Here is a 15,610-nt window from a genome sequence, read left to right on the forward strand (position 1 = left end):
GATAAGGTCAACGAATCAAGCAATAAATTTAGGGAGTCTTGAATGGATGAACTAGGGTCGAATTGGCTTGCAGTCGAACTAGAGTATTCAGAAATAGCATTGGCATCTTGGAGCCCCGGATTACAAGCTTCATTCCAGTCTTTGTTTGATATCGAAAATGATGAAATAATATCAAATATAAAAAGCGACCAAGAAGATGATCAATCTCAAATAAATCTATAACACTTATCAAAGCTACATCTAGGTCTTGGGTCGATTAGCGACGCAAGACCTTTTTTATGCATATAGGACGGGGTGATATTTTTTACGTTGTCGCGCCCCCTTGATCATCACGTATGACGAGGTGAATTTTGCGCGCGCTCAGGTTGGGCATGAACCCCCTTTTCGCCACAAAACCGACTATGCTCCTGTGCCAAACCGTCCGGCGCGCCTACACTCAAGTCGCGTGACCAAGTCCCCTTGACCTACAAAAATCCGGCGGCGGCCGGGGAGGGGGCTTGAGGCCCGAACAGGATGTCCATGTTCTTCCGCAAACGCCCGACCCCATCGCCGTCGCCCGTCGTCTCCGACGAGCCGGCTCTGCCCAACCGGCTGTCGCCGCGGAGCCCGAGCGAGGCGATCAAGCCCACCGCCGCCACGCCGCCGCCCGAGCGGCCGGCGCGCGAGCGCGGCGGGATGCTGGCGCGGGTGAGCGGGCTGCTCACCGCCTCCGTGGTCCTGGCGCTCGCCATCATGGTCGGCATGACCCTGTTCGAGCGCCAGACCAAGGAGGAGGGGCCGCTGCCCGCCGACAAGGTCGTGGTCATTTCGCCCCGCAGCGGCACCTCCGAGATCGCCGAGGCCCTGGCCCGCGAGGGCGTGATCACCCACACCGCCCTGTTCGAATGGGCCGCGCGCTTCTCCGGCAAGGCGCTCAAGGCCGGCGAGTACACGTTCAAGGCCCATGCCAGCATCAATGGGGCCATCGACACCCTGGCCTCGGGCCGTCAGGTCCAGCACGCCGTGACCTTCCCGGAGGGGCTGACCTCGGAACAGATCGTGGTGCGGCTCAACGAGAACGACGTCCTCACCGGCGAGATCAACGAGATCCCGCCCGAGGGGTCGCTCCTGCCCGACACCTACAAGTTCGAGCGTGGTGCCACCCGCCAGCAGATCGTCAACCTGATGCGCACCAAGCAGCGCGAGGTCCTCAACCAGATCTGGCTCCGGCGCTCGGCCGACATCCCGGTGAAGACGCCCGCCGAGATGGTGACCCTGGCCTCCATCGTCGAGAAGGAGACCGGCCGGGCCGACGAGCGCCCCCGCGTCGCCGGGGTGTTCGTCAACCGTCTCAACAAGCGCATGAAGCTGCAATCGGACCCGACCATCGTGTACGGGCTGGTGGGCGGACGCGGCACCCTCGGGCGCGGCATCCAGCGCGCCGAGATTGAGCGCGCCACCCCCTACAACACCTACGTGATCGAGGGCCTGCCCCCCGGCCCCATCGCCAATCCGGGCCGCGCCGCCCTGGAGGCCGTCGCCAACCCGTCGCGGACCAAGGACCTGTTCTTCGTGGCCGACGGCACCGGCGGCCACGCCTTCGCCGACAGCCTGGAGGGCCATTCGCGCAACGTCGCGCGCTGGCGCCAGGTCGAGCGCGCCCGTCAGGCGCCGACGCCGGACGCCTCCGTCGACAAGGCCGATCCGCCGGCCGACCCCACCGGCGCCCCCGGCCGCGCCTCGGCCTACGCGCCGGAGAGCTCCAACTTCGCCGCCACCCCGGCCGGCGGCCCGCGCCCGAAGGCCTTCGACGCCTCGGAGGGGACCCGCCTCGACCCGCTGCGCAACAAGACCTTCGATCTCAACTCGGCCAAGAACGTCCCCGCCCTGAAGCAGCCGTAACCGCCCGCGCATGATCCTTTCCAGCATGACGGGCTTTGCCCGCGCCGCCGGCACCACCGGCCCGGTCCAATGGGCCTGGGAGGTCCGCAGTGTGAACGGGCGCGGGCTCGACGTGCGCCTGCGCGTGCCCAACGGCTACGACGCGGTGGGGGAGGTCGCCCGCGCCGCCTTGCAGAAGACGCTCACCCGCGGCCAGTGCCAGTTGTCGCTCAACCTGACGCGGCCGGAGGCGCCGCCGCGGATGCGCATCAACGAGGCTCTGCTCGCCTCCCTCGCCGCCGCGGTGGCCCGGGTGCCCTGTCCCGCCGGCATGGCCCCGGCGAGCCTCGACGGACTGCTCTCGCTCCGCGGCGTCATCGAATCCGACGAGGAGCCCACGGCCGATGCCGAGGCGCTGGCGCACGATCTCGCCGCCGGCGTGGTCAGCCTCGTCACCGACCTCGTGGAGGCCCGGCGCACCGAGGGGCGCCAGTTGCTCGCGCTCGTCCAGGGCCAGCTCGCCGAGATGGCCCGCCTGACCCAGGCCGCCGAGGAATGCCCGGCCCGCAAGCCCGAGGCGGTGCGCGCTCGCCTGTCGGCCACCATCGCCACCCTGGTCGCCGCCGGGTCCCTCGACCCCGACCGCCTGCACCAGGAGGCGGTCCTGCTCGCCGCCAAAGCCGACGTCCGGGAAGAACTCGACCGGCTCCAGGCCCATCTCGCCAATGCCGCCGAACTGCTCGCCGCCGGCGGCCCCATCGGCCGCAAGCTCGATTTCCTCGCCCAGGAGCTCGGCCGCGAGGCCAATACCCTGTGCGCCAAGGCCAACGACATCACCCTGTCGCGGATCGGACTCGACTTGAAGGCCGTGGTGGAGCAATTCCGCGAGCAGGTTCAGAACGTCGAATAGGTTTCTCCCATGCAGGCGCAGGCCGCTTCTATTCCGCGCCGCGGGTTCATCCTCATCCTGTCCTCCCCCTCGGGGGCCGGCAAGACCACGCTGACGCGGGCGGTGGCGGCCGATCCGAAATGGGGGCTCGACCTCTCGATCTCGGTGACGACGCGCCAGCGCCGCCCCTCGGAGATCGATGGCAAGCACTACAATTTCATCGATCGCGAGACCTTCGACGGCTACCGCGCCAGCGAGAACCTGCTCGAATGGGCCGAGGTCCACGGCAATTTCTACGGGACACCCCGCAAACCGGTGGAGAAGGTGCTCGGTGCCGGCCGGGACATGATCTTCGACATTGATTACCAGGGCACCCGGCAGGTCCGCGCCAAGCTCACCGAGGACGTGGTGACGGTGTTCATCCTGCCGCCGAGTCTGGCCGAACTGCGCCACCGCCTGGAGCGCCGCGCCGAGGATTCCCCCGACACCATCGAGAAGCGCCTCGCCAACGCCCGAATCGAGATCCAGCGCTGGAGCGAATACGACTACGTCATCGTCAACGACGATTTGCAGGACGCCTTCCGCTCGCTCGAAGGCATCCTCACCGCCGAACGCCTGAAGCGCACCCGCCGCACCGGCCTCACCGATTTCGTCGACGGCCTGCTCGCCGAGCCGGATCTGATCTGACGCGCCCGAGCCGCTGTGCAACTCAGGGCTTTTCGTTGCAGTCTCGCGTCAGTGTCGACCGCCAACTCAGGCCGTGATTCCGTGCTGGGTCAGCAGGCGCTCGGCGCTGTCGTTCCAGACCTCCATGGTGACGATCACGCCATCGCGGACGGTGAAGCGGTCGACATAGCGGTTGCCCTCGAACGGCGTACCGTCCGGCCATTCCCCGTAGAGGGTACCGAGGCTGTAGACGGTGGTGATACCGTCCCCCGGCACCACGTCGAGACGCTCCATCCGCTTCTTCACCCAGGCGTAGCGCCCGGCATTGAAGGCGGTGACTTCCCGGGGATGGCGGAATTCGCGGGCGCCCGTGAAGGTGATGGTGATCCCCGGCGCCATGTAGCCCGCGGCCCGTTCCGGGTCCGGCACCATCGAGGCTTCGAGGTAGTCGGTCACGATCCGCGCGTCGCGCGCGGCGATGTCGTCCGGCATCGTCATCTGGTCGGTCCTCGGTTCAGTCGGCCCGGAGACAAAATCGGACGGCATCGCCGCACAGGCAATAAGCGCCTGCGCAACAAAGCGGATTTTCTCGGCTCAAATGCTCAGGCGCTGCGGGCGGAGCCAAAGGAGCCTTGAAACGCCTGGTCCTGCGCCTGGGACGCGACGCCGCGCGCAGCCGACGGCCTGATCGAAGAGCAGCAGCCGATTTCAGACCCTTGCCATCGAATGGGCAAGACTGATGATATCTCAAGACCTTGGCGGAACAATCGTCGCGCGGCGCGCCTCCAACATCTGCCAAAGTAGCAGGGCCGGAAGTCCCAATACGACGTCGGGCACGCGCTTGACGAGGGACAGAGCCAGCGCCGTCCCGGCATCGATACCGAACAAGGCTCCGAGGAGGACGAAACCACCCTCCTGGACGCCGAGCCCGCTCGGAACCGGAAATGCCGCAGACTTGATCGCTTGGCTCAAGGTCTCGATCACGATGATTTCGGTGAGCGAGATACCCTCGACCCCGATGCAGGCGAGCGCGATCCAGATTTCGACAATTCCGAGCCCCCACGCAGCCAGGTGCAGAAAAAACGACCCTGTCAGCGCCCCGCGTCGGTTTGGCGCCCAGATCGCATCGAGGGCGTCGTAGACTCCACCCCGACCGGTCTTTTCACGGCCCAAAGTCGTCGCGTTGGCGAGGCGGCGGGCGCGGGCGGCGAGACAGCGCCAGACATCGCGGGCGGCGGCGCTACGCTGAAAGACGAAGAAAGCCAGGATCAACGCAGCCGTGACGATGAGGGCGCGCAGGGTCCAGGCGGCGAGGGACGCCGCGGCTTCGCCCCCTACCTGCATCAGCAGGGCGACGCCGAGGCCGACGAACAGCACTTGGCTCACGACCTGCAACAGCATGTCGACCAGGATCGAGGCGGCAGCCAACGGCACGGCGACTCCCCAGAAGGTCAGGAGTCGTCCCCCGACCACCTCTCCGCCGACGGAGGCCACGGGCAGCAGCACGTTGATGCCCTCGCGCACGAGACGCAGGACGATGAACGCCGTGCTCGCCACCGGGGCGAGTCCGTGGAGGATCCGCGCCCAGGCGATCCCACACAATAGAATGACGATCACACGCACGGCGACGATGCCGAGGAGGCCTAGCGGGCCGATTCGCTGGAAGGCGTTGGCTACCGCTCCAAGATCGTTGGTCGCCACCAGCCAAACCCCGAGGCCGAGGCCGATCACCGTCCCAAGGAGTGGAAGCCGGCGCACAATGGCCCGGGCGACACGCCCGCGCCGATCCGCAGGCGCGATGGCAGGGCCGCTCACGGGACGCTCCAAAGCGAAGCGGATGGCAGACAGACAGGCAAGACCACGCGATGCGGCCCCAACGGCTTGTTCCCGCTCCCCGACGGCGCGGACGCCCGTTTCAGGACGTCTCGTTCATGCCCGACCCTGGATCGCCTTTCGGGCCGAAATCCGGGAATAGCAGCGCCGCCGCAGCCTCGGGAGCTAAGGCCGGATCGAGGAGATGAATACGGTGCGCGGCCAGACTCGCGGACGTCGCCACCGCAAGCGCCCGCTTCGGGCACGGTCCGAGACAGCCGACCTCGATCACGCGCGTCTTGCGCCCTCCGCTTCCGCGCTTCAGCGCGCGCTTGAGCATGCCGCGTAATGTGCCCTTCTTCAGGCCCTGGCGTTTGGCGCATTTGGTGCAGACAAGCACCACGTCCGAGAAGCCGGCCCTGGCCATCCGGATTCTCGCGGGTGCGAGCGCTGCTTCGTCCTTGCTGGGCATCGGTCCTGTCGGGTTCGAGGATATCCGTCCTGCCCGAGCCAACCGAGGTCACGGCGCGGGTCGGACCTATCGCCTTAAAAAGGGCTGAAAAAAACGGGACTCGATATGCTAACGGCATGGCGTCGAAAGGGCTCCACGGGCGTGACCGAATGCAACATCGGATCGGACATGCGGCCGGCTCTTGCCCGGGCGCGCCGAGCCGTGGGAACTTGACGAGATGAATGCCGACGAGGTCAAGCAGACCGACCGCCTCCGCGGGGTGATCGACGTTGCCCTGCGCTCGGTTCCAGAATTGCGGCGCAATGCCGAGACGGTCGAGCCGGTCCGCGATCGCCGTGCGCCCGCCCTACTGAGGAAAGCGCAGGAGCGCCTCGACTGGCGCCGCCTTCCGGGCCTGCGCCCGAAGCAGGCCAAGCCGCTCACCGTGATCGCAAGCGTTACGAAGCAGTTTTTGCTGTTCGTCGTGGTGCCCACCGCCATCATCGGCATCTACCTCGTCGCCATCGCCTCGGACCAGTACATCGCTACGGCGCAGTTCGCGGTGCGCGGCAACGTCGAGCCCATGGAGGATGCGTCGGGCAGTCAATTCTCGGATCTGATCCAGAAGCATAACAGCCAGGATAGCTTCATCGTCAAGGACTACATCGAAAGCCAGTCCATTGTCATGAAGGTCGAAAAGTCGCTCCAGATCTCGAAAATGTTCTCGCGCCAGGAGGCCGATTTCTGGGAGCGATTCGACACGAGTCTGCCGATTGAGGATTTGACCAAGTACTGGCGCCATCATGTCGGCGCGCGGATCGACGTGATCTCCGGTATCATCACCCTCAGTGTGCGTGCCTTCCGGCCGGAGGACGCACTGACCATCGCCAAGGAAGTGATCTCCCTCACCGAGACGCTGATCAACGATATCTCCCGGCGCGCACAGGCCGATCTCGTCTCCCATGCAGAGGCCGATGCGCTGAGGGCGCAGGAGCGGTTGCGGAACGCCCATCTCGCCCTCCAGAAGTTCCGGAACCGCTGGGGCATCATCGATCCGGTGAAGACGGCCGAAGCGACGCTCACCACCGTCGCGACCCTGCGCAAGGACAAGATCAAGGTCGAATCGGACCTTCAGGTCCTGCGCGCCTCCGCCCTCGACGAGAAATCCCGCGGTATTCAGACCCTGGTCGCCACGGTCGCCGTGCTCGACCAGCAGATCAAACGCCTGCTCGATCAGCTCACCACCGACGGTATGTCCGGATCCGACCCCTCCACGAACCTGACCCGCGCGCTGCTCGAGTACGAGGGTCTTCAGGTCGAGCGGACGATTGCGAGCAAGTTGAACGAATCCGCCAACCTTCTGGTCGACCGAGCCCGGATCGCGGCGGGTAAGCAGCAGATCTACCTCGCACCCTTCGTAGAGCCGGCCCTGCCGGTCGCTTCGCTCTACCCGCAGCGCGGCCGTACCTTATTCGTGGTGTTCTTCTGCTTTCTCGTGGGATGGAGTTCGATCGCGCTGGTCATCGCCGGCGTGAAAGACCAGCGCCTGTGATACCGGCGGGGCGGTCGATCCCCGCCCCATCATCCCCCGATCGGTGACAACCCCAACCCCATGTCCGAATTCGCAGATCTCATCGCCCGTGCCGTCAACCCGACGATGACCCGCGACGAGCGGGAGACCGTCTACGGCGTGGTCAAGCAGGCGGTGCAGCGCCTCCAGGCCCGCGATGGCATGGCGCCGGACGATCCGCGCGTCGCCCTGCAGGGGCACCTCGTCGAGGAGACGATCCGAGACATCGAATCGGACATCGCCCGCGCCGTATCGATGCAGAAGCTCGAACGCGCGCATGCGGCGCAGGTGGCGGAAGAAGCGGCGCGGACGGGCTGATACGCTCCGGTTACCGACCGTCCTCCTACTCGCGCATGATCCTACCCATAGGCGGCCACGGCGCGGGCGCTGCCGGGCTCAGCGACGGCGAGACCGGCATCGACATACTCGTTGAGCTTGTTGCGCAGGGTCCGGATCGAGATGCCGAGGATTTTGGCGGCATGGGTCCGGTTGCCCAGGCAATGGTCGAGGGTGTCGAGGATCAGGTCGCACTCCACCTGCGCCACGGTCTGGCCGACGAGGCCGCGTGTGGCGGCTTCCGCGACCCGTGCCGCCCGCTCGGCCGGCCCGGCGGATGCCTGCGCGATGGTCTCGCCTTCCGGGGTCAGGATCGCGTCGGGTCCGATCTCGGGACCCGCGGCGAGCAGGACGGCGCGGTGGAGGGTGTTTTCGAGTTCGCGCACGTTGCCGCGCCACGGGTTCGCGCAGACGAGCCGCTGCGCCTCGCGGCTGAGGGCGCGCACCGGCACACCGTTGACCTCGGCGTACTTCTTGGCGAAGTGGCTGGCGAGTTCGAGGATGTCGGCCGGGCGCTCGCGCAGCGGCGGCAGCTTCAGATGGACGACGTTGAGCCGATAATACAGGTCTTCGCGAAAGGTGCCCTTGCGAACCTCCTCGATGAGGTTGCGGTTCGAGGTCGCCAAGACCCGGATGTCGACCTTCACCGGGGCGGAGCCGCCGACCCGGTCGATGACCCGCTCCTGGAGGGCGCGGAGCAGCTTGGACTGCAACCGCACGTCCATCTCGGAAATCTCGTCGAGCAGGAGAGTCCCGCCATTGGCCTCCTCGAACCGGCCGATGCGCCGGGCGACGGCCCCCGTGAAGGCCCCCTTCTCGTGCCCGAAGAGCTCCGATTCGAGCAGAGCCTCGGGGATCGCGGCGCAATTGACCGAGACGAACGGCTTGCTGGCGCGGTTCGACTTGCCATGGACGTGCCGGGCCAGCACCTCCTTGCCGGTTCCGCTCTCGCCGGTGATCAATACCGATGCTTCCGAGCGCGCGACCTGTTCGGCGAGCTTGACCACCCGCTCCATCGAAGCGTCGCGCCAGACGAAGGCACGGCCATCCTCGGAGACCGCCTGCAGCACCGCCGCGATCAGCTCGGGGTCCGGAGGCAGGGGAATGTATTCGCGCGCGCCCGCCTGGATCGCAGCCACGGCCGCCTTGGCATCGGTGGCGACTCCGCAGGCGATGACAGGGGTGCGAATGCGCTCGTCGGCCAAGGCCGTGACGAGCTCGCGAATCGGCATGGCGACGTCGATCATGATCAGATCGGCGCCCTTGGCACGCAACACCGCGAGACCCTGCGCCAAGCTTTCGGCGTTGGTGACGGCCGCACCCCGATTCATGGCGATCTTCGAGGCGGTGACCAGTTCGCCGTTGAGCCGTCCGATGATGAGAAGCCGCATGGCCTAGGTGAACTCCGTGTCGTGGCCTCGCGCGAGGCGCGGTGGGCCGAAAAAGGATCAGTGATCGCTCTTGATGATCTCGGTCATCGTCACGCCGAGGCGGTCCTCGACGAGAACGACCTCGCCGCGCGCGACGAGGCGGTTGTTCACGAAGATGTCGATGGCCTCGCCGACCTTGCGGTCGAGTTCGAGCACGGCGCCGGGCTGGAGCCGAAGCAGGTCGCCGATCGGCATCCGCGACGAGCCGAGGACCGCCGTGACCATGACCGGGACGTCGAAGACCTGTTCGAGATCGGAGGCACTCTTGGGGGTGGTCGGCGCCTCGCGGATGGATTCCGTCCCGAGCCCATCGAAGGACGCGTCCATTCCGTTGAGCTGGGGCAGGCTGAAATCGTCGGACATCATCGGGCTTTCACGAGCGAAGAATCAGGCGGGCACACAATCAGATCGCAATGCCGAGAGCGGCGAGCACGGCGGCCTCGATCCGAGCCCGGTCGCGCACCACACCGCCATCGGCCCATTCCATTCGGGCGTCACCCGGCGCGAGATCAGGCTCGCCGAGCACCACGAGGCGGCCCTCGAAGCCGCGCTCGCGGGCGAGCCGCTTCACCAGGGTCTCGGCCTCGTCGACGAGGCTCTCGTGAACCCGCACCACGAGGTGGGGCACGCCGCGCAGGTGCTGGAGGGCAGCCCGCGCCGCATCGCCGATGGCGGCCAGCGGCTGCGCGTCCAGGGCCTCACCGGCGATCCGGCGGGCGAGTGCCACAGCGAAATCCATCGCCTCGGCCTCGCGCTCCGCATCGCGGGCATCCGACTGGCCGATCAGGCCAGCGGCGGCGAGACCGAGCCGGGTCAACGCATCGGCGAGGCGCGCCTGGGCCTGGGTCTCGGCCTGGGCACGGCCCTCCTGCACGCCGCTCGCATGAGCCCGCGCCACGGCCTCGGCGAGGTCCGCCGCCTCCTTGAGCGAGGACGCGCTGCCCTCGCGCGGGCGAAAATCCGTGTCGAAGAGGAAGCGACGCGCGTTCAATAGACCAACTCCTCCTCGCCGCTCGACTTGGCGATCATGATCTCGCCCTTCTCGGCCAGTTCCTTGGCGAGCTCGGTCATCTTGGCCTGGGCCTCATCGACGTCCTTCAGACGGATCGGTCCGAGCGAGCCCATCTCGTCGGTGATGTTCTTGGCCGCCCGGGTCGACATGTTGCCGAGGAAGAAGGTGCGCACCCGCTCGTCGGCGCCCTTGAGGGCACGGCACAGGGTGTCGTTGTCGACCTTGCGCAGCAGGGTCTGGACACTGCCGGCATCGAGCTTGAGCAGATCCTCGAAGGTGAACATGAGCTGGCGGATCTTCTTGGCCGAGCCGCGGTTGGCCTGGTCGAGGGCGGACAGGAACCGGCCCTCGGTCTGGCGGTCGAAAGCATTGAAGACGTCGGCCATCAGTTCATGCGCATCGCGCCGGGTGGTCTGGGCGATGGTCGACACGAACTCGACCCGCAGGGTCTCCTCGATGTGGCGCAGGGCCTCCTTCTGCACCGTCTCCATACGCAGCATCCGATTGAGGACGTCGATGGCGAACTCTTCCGGCAGAATGGTCAGGACCTTGGCGGCGTAGTCCGAACGGACCTTGGACAGCACCACCGCCACGGTCTGGGGGTATTCGTTGCGCAGGAACGAGGCGAGGATCTCGGGGTCGATCTGGGTCAGGCTGGCCCAGACCCGCTTCCCCGAGGCGCCCTTGATCTCCGCCATGATCGAGGAGACCTGCTCGCTCGGAAAGATCTTGAGCAGCAGCGATTCCGTCCGCTCGAAGTTCGACGTGATGCCGCCGCCCGACGACAGCCGCGACACGAAATCGACGATGAGCTTCTCCACCGTCTCGGCTTCGAGGGAGCCGAGCTGCACCATGGCGTGCGAGACGAGCTTGACCTCGTCCTCGTCGAGCATCTGCCAGATCGGCGCGCCCTCGGTCTCGCCGAGGAGCAGGAGCAGGGCGGCCGCGCGTTGCGCGCCGGACATGGCGATGAAGCCCGCGCCACCGGCCTTGGAGAGTTCGTCGGCGATGTTCAACCCGGAGGCCATGACCTCAACTCCTCGAAACGGGTAGGGACTCGGACATGCGGAGAGGCGGCAGGGTCATCAATTGTCGTGAATCCAGTTCCGGAGGACCTCGACGGTCTCGCCGGGGCTCGCCCGCACCATGTTGACCACCCGCTGTACGGTCTCGGCCTGGACCTTGCCGTTGAGCTGGGCGAAATCGACGAGACGCGCCGTGGCGTTGTCCCGCGGGACCATCATCGACTCACCCCCGGCCTCCGCCGCGGCGAGGCCGGGCGCGGACACGCGGGCGATCGCGATGGGATCGACGGCAAGGACGCGCTTCACGAGCGGACGGACCACGGCGAGCAGGACGATCAGCGTCAACATCGCGAGCACCGAAAGCTCGACGATGCGCATCACATCCTCCTTGGTCGGCGCCAACAGGGACTGCACCAGGGACGGTTCGGTGAATTCCACGGGCACCGGCGTCTCGGCAAAGCGTAGGTTGACCACCTCCACCTGATCGCCGCGGCCCTTGTCGAAGCCGATGGCGGTGCGCACCAACGTGGCGATGCGCTCGACTTCCGCCGCCGGACGCGGCTGGTAGACCGGCTTTCCGTCCGGACCCGGCACGTAGGCGCCGTCGACGAGGACGGCCACCGAGAGCCGCTTGACCCGGCCGCCCTCGACCACCTCCGTCTTGGTCACGCGGGAGATCTCGTAGTTGGTGGTCTCCTCGTTCTTTGCGGTGGTGTCCTTCTGTGCCGGAGTGGCGCCCGGCTGATTGGCACCGGGCAGTTCGGTACCGACGCTGACGGCGCCCTCGGAACCGCCGGTGAGCGAGTTCTCGCTGCGGGTCTGGGTGGAGCGCACCACGCGGCTCTCGGGATCGAAGCTCTCCGAGCGACTCTCGATCCGGTTGAGGTCGAGTTCGGCGCTGACCTGGACGCGGGCGCGGCCGGCGCCGACGATGCCGGCGACGATCTCCTCGATCTGCGAGCGCAGGCGGCGCTCGATGCCCACCTGTTTCTCCTCCATCCCGGCCCCGGTCTCGGCCTCGGAGCCGCGGGCCCCGTCGGCGAGAAGCCGGCCGCGCTCGTCGACGATGGAAACGCGCTCGGGCTTCAGGCCCTCCACCGCAGAGGCGGTGAGGTGGCGAATGGCGCGGACCTGCGATGCGTCGAGATCGCCCATCAGCTTGAGGACGATGGCCGCGCTCGGGGTCTCGCGGTCGCGTTCGAACAGGCGCCGCTCGGGGATCACGAGGTGGACGCGGGCAGCCTGAACCCGACCGATCGCGCGGATCGAGCGGGACAATTCGCCCTCGAGCGCCCGCAGGTGGTTCACGTTCTGGACGAAGTTCGTGGACGAGAAGGCGTCGCCCTTGTCGAAGATCTCATATCCGACGCCGGTGGCGCTCGGCAGGCCCTTGCCGGCCAGATCCATGCGCAGGCGGGGCAGGTCCGCGCGCGAGGCCAGGATGGTCTGTCCGGCATCGCCGCGGGTTTCGTACTTGATGCCACGCGCATCGAGATCGCGGATCACGGCGGAGGAATCGGTCATCGACAGGTCGGCGAACAGCACGCCGAGGTCGGGCTTCGACACCCGCAGGATCACGAAGGCGAAAAAGCCGATCAGCGTCATGGTCACGGCGGCCATGGCCGCCAGCCGCGCGGGTCCCAACTTGCCGACGAGTTCGAGAACCGACTTCACGACGCGACGTACCCACCCGAACCGACGCGGCGGAACACCCGCGCTCGCCCGGCAAAATTTGCCCAGGTCGTGGTTAGCGGCTGGTTAACGATTGCCTCGGAATCGCGCCGGCAGCGGATCATCGCACCGAAAACGCGAAAGCCGCGTCCCAACGCGAGGACGCGGCTTCCGAAGCGTTCGACGGCGATCCAGACCGGATGCCGACCCGACATGACAAGGCGTCAGTGGCGGTAATGTTGGATGCGCGTCGTGCGCAATCCGGCGAGCCCATGCTGGTCGATGGAGAACTGCCAGCTGAGAAACTCCTCGGTGGTGAGGGTATAGCGCTGGCAGGCTTCTTCGAGGCTGAGCAATCCACCCCTCACGGCAGCGACCACCTCGGCCTTGCGACGGATGACCCATCGACGGGTCGTGATCGGCGGAAGGTCGGCAATGGTTAATGGACTTCCGTCTGGCCCGATCACGTACTTCACTCTCGGGCGGCTTGGTTCGGTCATGATACGCTCTACAACTCGACTGACCTGTCGAAGTTGGAAGCTACTTGCTGCCACTTAAAATATGTTGAAGCGGAACGGTTGCATCTGATTCGTCTCGTGGATCATGTGGACAACCCCGTTCCAATGTCCTGCACGCTGGAGACCGGAACCCGCGAAGTGCCGATCAGCAGCGTCGGTTCGGTGCCGCTGAGATCGATTCCGTCGACCTTGCCGGTGACCTGCGTGTCGACCGACACCTTGGTGCCGGTGGCATCCACCGCGTCGACCTTGATCGAGTAGTTGCCGCTGGCCGACGAGAAGCCGGAGGAGGAACGGCCGTCCCAGGTGAAGCTCTGCGCGCCGGCGGTGAGCGCCTTCGTCTGAGTCGCCACGACGTTGCCCTTGGCGTCGCTGATCGTGATCGTCGCCTGCTTGGTGGCGCGGGCCGGCGTCAGCGTCCAGTTCGCCGCGCCGTCCTTCAGCGCCGCGGTCTTGCCATCGGCGGAAACGGTCTGCCCGATGAAACTCGTGGCGGTGGCCGCACTCGAGGCCTTGGCGTTGGTTAGGATCGAATCGAGGCGATCGTTCGATTTCAGCTGCTGCTCGACGCCGGCATATTGCACGAGCTGCTGCGTGAAGGCGTTGGTGTCCATCGGGTCGAGCGGGTTCTGATTCTTGAGCTGCGTGGTGAGGAGCGTCAGGAACTGGGTGAAGTTGCCCGCGAGTTCCTTCGAGGTGCCCGTCGCCGTGGTGGACGCGGCGCTACTCGTCGCGCTGCTGATGCCGGATGCCATCGTGAAACTCCTTCAGATTCGAATGTCGATGCCGCCAAGGCCGCGCAGGGTGAGCAGCGGCGCGGTATCGGGCGAGAGGCGGGGGTCGGCGGGGTCGGAGAAACCCGATCCACCGCCGCGATTCTGGGATTCCGAACGGCGCCCTTCGGAGCCCTGTCCGTTCGATTGGGTGTCGCTGCGCAGCGACAGGTTGATGCTGCCGTCGGCGGCGGCGTCGAGGCCGGCCTGCGACAGCGCCTGCTGCAGGCTGCCGGCATCGCGTTGGAGCAGGGCGAGAGTCTCCGGCCGGTCGACCACGAGATGGGCCTTCACCGTGCCCTGCTCCTTGTCGATGTCGAGATTGACGTCGATGCGCCCGAGCTCCTTCGGGTCGAGCCGAATTTCGAAATGGTTGGAGCCGGCGAGCGAGCGCAGGCCGATCGTCATCGGCACGGCCCCGAGCGGTACGGCGGGAGCGGATGAGGCTTGGGCCGAAGCCGCCTGGGTGGTCGTCGGCGCCTCGGCCTTCGCCGCACCTCCGGTCGCCGAGGCGAAGGGTGCGGTGACAAACGCCGCACCGGCCGAGCCATCGAGGGCGGCCGCAGCGGCAGCGACGCCTTCAGCGTCGCTGGCCTCGGCGGGTTCCTTCGCGGTTTGTCCCGCTCCCTCAAGCCCGGTGGACCGCTGCAGCGACATCGAAGCCGTCGCGGCTGCGATGGCATTCGCCTGGGCCGGCGATGTCGGGCCTGCCTGCCCCTGCCCCTGAATTGCGCCATTGCCCAAGACGGGCGGCGGCGGGGGCGGGGGTGGGACGAGGCCGGGCTGGATCGACAGCATGAGAGGAAGTGGGGCGAGACCGCCCGATGTATCCTGAGAAGCCTTGGTCTCCTCCGCGCTCACGACGGTGTCGGTGCCCGTCGAAGCAGACGACTGGGACGCGGCGGATTGGGCCGCAGCGGGCCCATCGGCCTTCGATGGGTCGACGCTGGCCGCCGCATCGCCTGCCGGCTTCGCGGTCGCGTCGCCGCCCGGCGCCGCTGCCGCCGGTTTCGTCGATACGGTCGCACCGGCGGAGCGGCCAGTCCCGGGGGAGGGCGAATCCGTTGCGGGCGCCTCATCCGCAGAACCTGCCGGCCGCGCTCTGGCAGCGACAGGGGCGGCGGTATCGTCGCGCGGCCGGACCGCTGGGGATGCCGTCGACCGAAGCGCGCTCACCTGGAAGCCACCCCGCTCCGGGACGCCCGGCGCTGCGGCGTTGCGGATTGCGGAGGGCAGCGCGTGCGTCGTCCGAGCCGCCGGATCGGCCCGGGGGGCCGGCACGGTAAAGACATCCGACGTCGATTTCGACGAACGGAGGCCGGATGCCGACGCCGGAGCGGCACGGCGTACCATCAGATCCGTTTCGGTCGAGGCAGCGGCCATGGACATCGATCTCCCAACAGGCCCTCCGAGCAAGCGCCGCGCCAAGCCGGAAATATCGATAAGCAATTGATATAGAACAGATTTTAGATGATCCGTCGAATGGCGATCGATCCGGGCCGGTCGAAGCTGCCCAGGGCCCGGCAGCTTTTGCCGAGAGCACATGGCGCTGGAATGCGTCAGGCTGCGTTGCGCCACCCTCGGCAGTAGGGAGCGA

16 protein-coding genes are annotated in these 15,610 nt (G+C 66.9%); 5 read left to right on the forward strand and 11 right to left on the reverse strand.

Features of this window, described 5'->3' with window-relative positions; all coding sequences use genetic code 11:
• Positions 1 to 519: 519 nt before the first annotated feature.
• From mltG to gmk, 3 genes are read left to right on the forward strand one after another with little or no spacing between them, the layout of a single operon-like run.
• Positions 520 to 1,881: an endolytic transglycosylase MltG gene (gene mltG / locus G3T14_RS08440; RefSeq protein WP_163641841.1), complete on the forward strand. Its 1,362-nt coding sequence runs from the start codon at positions 520 to 522 to the stop codon at positions 1,879 to 1,881.
• 10 nt (positions 1,882 to 1,891) lie between these two features.
• Positions 1,892 to 2,770, forward strand: a complete 879-nt coding sequence (locus G3T14_RS08445; RefSeq protein ID WP_163641842.1) for a YicC/YloC family endoribonuclease — start codon at positions 1,892 to 1,894, stop codon at positions 2,768 to 2,770.
• Between the two features lie 9 nt (positions 2,771 to 2,779).
• Positions 2,780 to 3,436, forward strand: coding sequence for a guanylate kinase (gmk, locus tag G3T14_RS08450; RefSeq protein ID WP_163641843.1), 657 nt, complete (start codon positions 2,780 to 2,782; stop codon positions 3,434 to 3,436).
• A 66-nt stretch (positions 3,437 to 3,502) separates the two neighbouring features.
• Here the strand turns inward: gmk and G3T14_RS08455 are convergent, their stop codons facing one another.
• The 3 genes from G3T14_RS08455 to G3T14_RS08465 all read right to left on the reverse strand — a co-directional run bounded on the left by G3T14_RS08455 (position 3,503) and on the right by G3T14_RS08465 (position 5,654).
• Positions 3,503 to 3,913, reverse strand: coding sequence for a nuclear transport factor 2 family protein (locus G3T14_RS08455; RefSeq protein ID WP_163641844.1), 411 nt, complete (start codon positions 3,911 to 3,913; stop codon positions 3,503 to 3,505).
• Positions 3,914 to 4,162: 249 nt separating this feature from the next.
• Complete coding sequence (locus tag G3T14_RS08460) at positions 4,163 to 5,230, reverse strand: lysylphosphatidylglycerol synthase domain-containing protein (protein WP_348645235.1); 1,068 nt, start codon at positions 5,228 to 5,230, stop codon at positions 4,163 to 4,165.
• Positions 5,231 to 5,330: 100 nt separating this feature from the next.
• Positions 5,331 to 5,654 (reverse strand): (2Fe-2S) ferredoxin domain-containing protein, encoded by a 324-nt coding sequence (locus tag G3T14_RS08465; protein WP_246733075.1) that lies wholly within the window; start codon positions 5,652 to 5,654, stop codon positions 5,331 to 5,333.
• 262 nt (positions 5,655 to 5,916) lie between these two features.
• Between G3T14_RS08465 and G3T14_RS08470 the strand changes: the two genes are divergently transcribed.
• Both G3T14_RS08470 and G3T14_RS08475 read left to right on the forward strand, forming a co-directional pair.
• The gene (locus G3T14_RS08470) at positions 5,917 to 7,230 is read left to right on the forward strand and encodes a capsule biosynthesis protein (protein ID WP_163641846.1); all 1,314 of its coding nucleotides are present in this window, start codon (positions 5,917 to 5,919) and stop codon (positions 7,228 to 7,230) included.
• A gap of 60 nt (positions 7,231 to 7,290) precedes the next feature.
• Positions 7,291 to 7,566, forward strand: a complete 276-nt coding sequence (locus G3T14_RS08475; protein ID WP_163641847.1) for a hypothetical protein — start codon at positions 7,291 to 7,293, stop codon at positions 7,564 to 7,566.
• Between the two features lie 41 nt (positions 7,567 to 7,607).
• On the opposite strand, the gene G3T14_RS08480 is transcribed toward G3T14_RS08475, so the two are convergent.
• The 8 genes from G3T14_RS08480 to G3T14_RS25540 form a co-directional block, all read right to left on the reverse strand.
• Positions 7,608 to 8,975, reverse strand: a complete 1,368-nt coding sequence (locus tag G3T14_RS08480) for a sigma-54 dependent transcriptional regulator (protein WP_163641848.1) — start codon at positions 8,973 to 8,975, stop codon at positions 7,608 to 7,610.
• A gap of 57 nt (positions 8,976 to 9,032) precedes the next feature.
• A complete protein-coding gene (gene fliN, locus G3T14_RS08485) occupies positions 9,033 to 9,380 on the reverse strand; it encodes a flagellar motor switch protein FliN (RefSeq protein WP_204262722.1) in 348 nt (115 codons plus the stop codon).
• 37 nt (positions 9,381 to 9,417) lie between these two features.
• The gene (locus tag G3T14_RS08490; protein ID WP_163641849.1) at positions 9,418 to 10,005 is read right to left on the reverse strand and encodes a FliH/SctL family protein; all 588 of its coding nucleotides are present in this window, start codon (positions 10,003 to 10,005) and stop codon (positions 9,418 to 9,420) included.
• Positions 10,002 to 11,054: a flagellar motor switch protein FliG gene (gene fliG / locus G3T14_RS08495; protein WP_163641850.1), complete on the reverse strand. Its 1,053-nt coding sequence runs from the start codon at positions 11,052 to 11,054 to the stop codon at positions 10,002 to 10,004. Before fliG ends, G3T14_RS08490 begins: the two co-directional genes overlap by 4 nt.
• Before the next feature lie 57 nt (positions 11,055 to 11,111).
• A complete protein-coding gene (gene fliF, locus G3T14_RS08500) occupies positions 11,112 to 12,725 on the reverse strand; it encodes a flagellar basal-body MS-ring/collar protein FliF (protein WP_163641851.1) in 1,614 nt (537 codons plus the stop codon).
• A 221-nt stretch (positions 12,726 to 12,946) separates the two neighbouring features.
• Positions 12,947 to 13,222 (reverse strand): DUF1153 domain-containing protein, encoded by a 276-nt coding sequence (locus G3T14_RS08505; RefSeq protein ID WP_163641852.1) that lies wholly within the window; start codon positions 13,220 to 13,222, stop codon positions 12,947 to 12,949.
• A 101-nt stretch (positions 13,223 to 13,323) separates the two neighbouring features.
• A complete protein-coding gene (locus G3T14_RS08510) occupies positions 13,324 to 13,995 on the reverse strand; it encodes a flagellar hook capping FlgD N-terminal domain-containing protein (protein ID WP_163641853.1) in 672 nt (223 codons plus the stop codon).
• 12 nt (positions 13,996 to 14,007) lie between these two features.
• On the reverse strand, positions 14,008 to 14,874 hold the full coding sequence (locus G3T14_RS25540) for a flagellar hook-length control protein FliK (RefSeq protein ID WP_348645236.1): 867 nt from the start codon (positions 14,872 to 14,874) through the stop codon (positions 14,008 to 14,010).
• Positions 14,875 to 15,610 lie beyond the last annotated feature (736 nt).

The organism is Methylobacterium sp. BTF04, assembly GCF_010692745.1.
Classification (GTDB): Bacteria; Pseudomonadota; Alphaproteobacteria; order Rhizobiales; family Beijerinckiaceae; genus Methylobacterium.

What these genes read in the sequence shown, in the direction of transcription:
- mltG (WP_163641841.1), top strand. Translation starts at nt 520, where the DNA reads ATGTTCTTCCGCAAACGCCCGACCCCATCGCCGTCGCCCGTCGTCTCC.
- G3T14_RS08455 (WP_163641844.1), bottom strand. Translation starts at nt 3,913, where the DNA reads ATGACGATGCCGGACGACATCGCCGCGCGCGACGCGCGGATCGTGACC.
- G3T14_RS08480 (WP_163641848.1), bottom strand. Translation starts at nt 8,975, where the DNA reads ATGCGGCTTCTCATCATCGGACGGCTCAACGGCGAACTGGTCACCGCC.
- G3T14_RS08470 (WP_163641846.1), top strand. Translation starts at nt 5,917, where the DNA reads ATGAATGCCGACGAGGTCAAGCAGACCGACCGCCTCCGCGGGGTGATC.
- G3T14_RS08465 (WP_246733075.1), bottom strand. Translation starts at nt 5,654, where the DNA reads ATGGCCAGGGCCGGCTTCTCGGACGTGGTGCTTGTCTGCACCAAATGC.
- G3T14_RS08510 (WP_163641853.1), bottom strand. Translation starts at nt 13,995, where the DNA reads ATGGCATCCGGCATCAGCAGCGCGACGAGTAGCGCCGCGTCCACCACG.
- fliN (WP_204262722.1), bottom strand. Translation starts at nt 9,380, where the DNA reads ATGATGTCCGACGATTTCAGCCTGCCCCAGCTCAACGGAATGGACGCG.
- gmk (WP_163641843.1), top strand. Translation starts at nt 2,780, where the DNA reads ATGCAGGCGCAGGCCGCTTCTATTCCGCGCCGCGGGTTCATCCTCATC.
- G3T14_RS08445 (WP_163641842.1), top strand. Translation starts at nt 1,892, where the DNA reads ATGATCCTTTCCAGCATGACGGGCTTTGCCCGCGCCGCCGGCACCACC.
- G3T14_RS08475 (WP_163641847.1), top strand. Translation starts at nt 7,291, where the DNA reads ATGTCCGAATTCGCAGATCTCATCGCCCGTGCCGTCAACCCGACGATG.
- G3T14_RS08505 (WP_163641852.1), bottom strand. Translation starts at nt 13,222, where the DNA reads ATGACCGAACCAAGCCGCCCGAGAGTGAAGTACGTGATCGGGCCAGAC.
- fliG (WP_163641850.1), bottom strand. Translation starts at nt 11,054, where the DNA reads ATGGCCTCCGGGTTGAACATCGCCGACGAACTCTCCAAGGCCGGTGGC.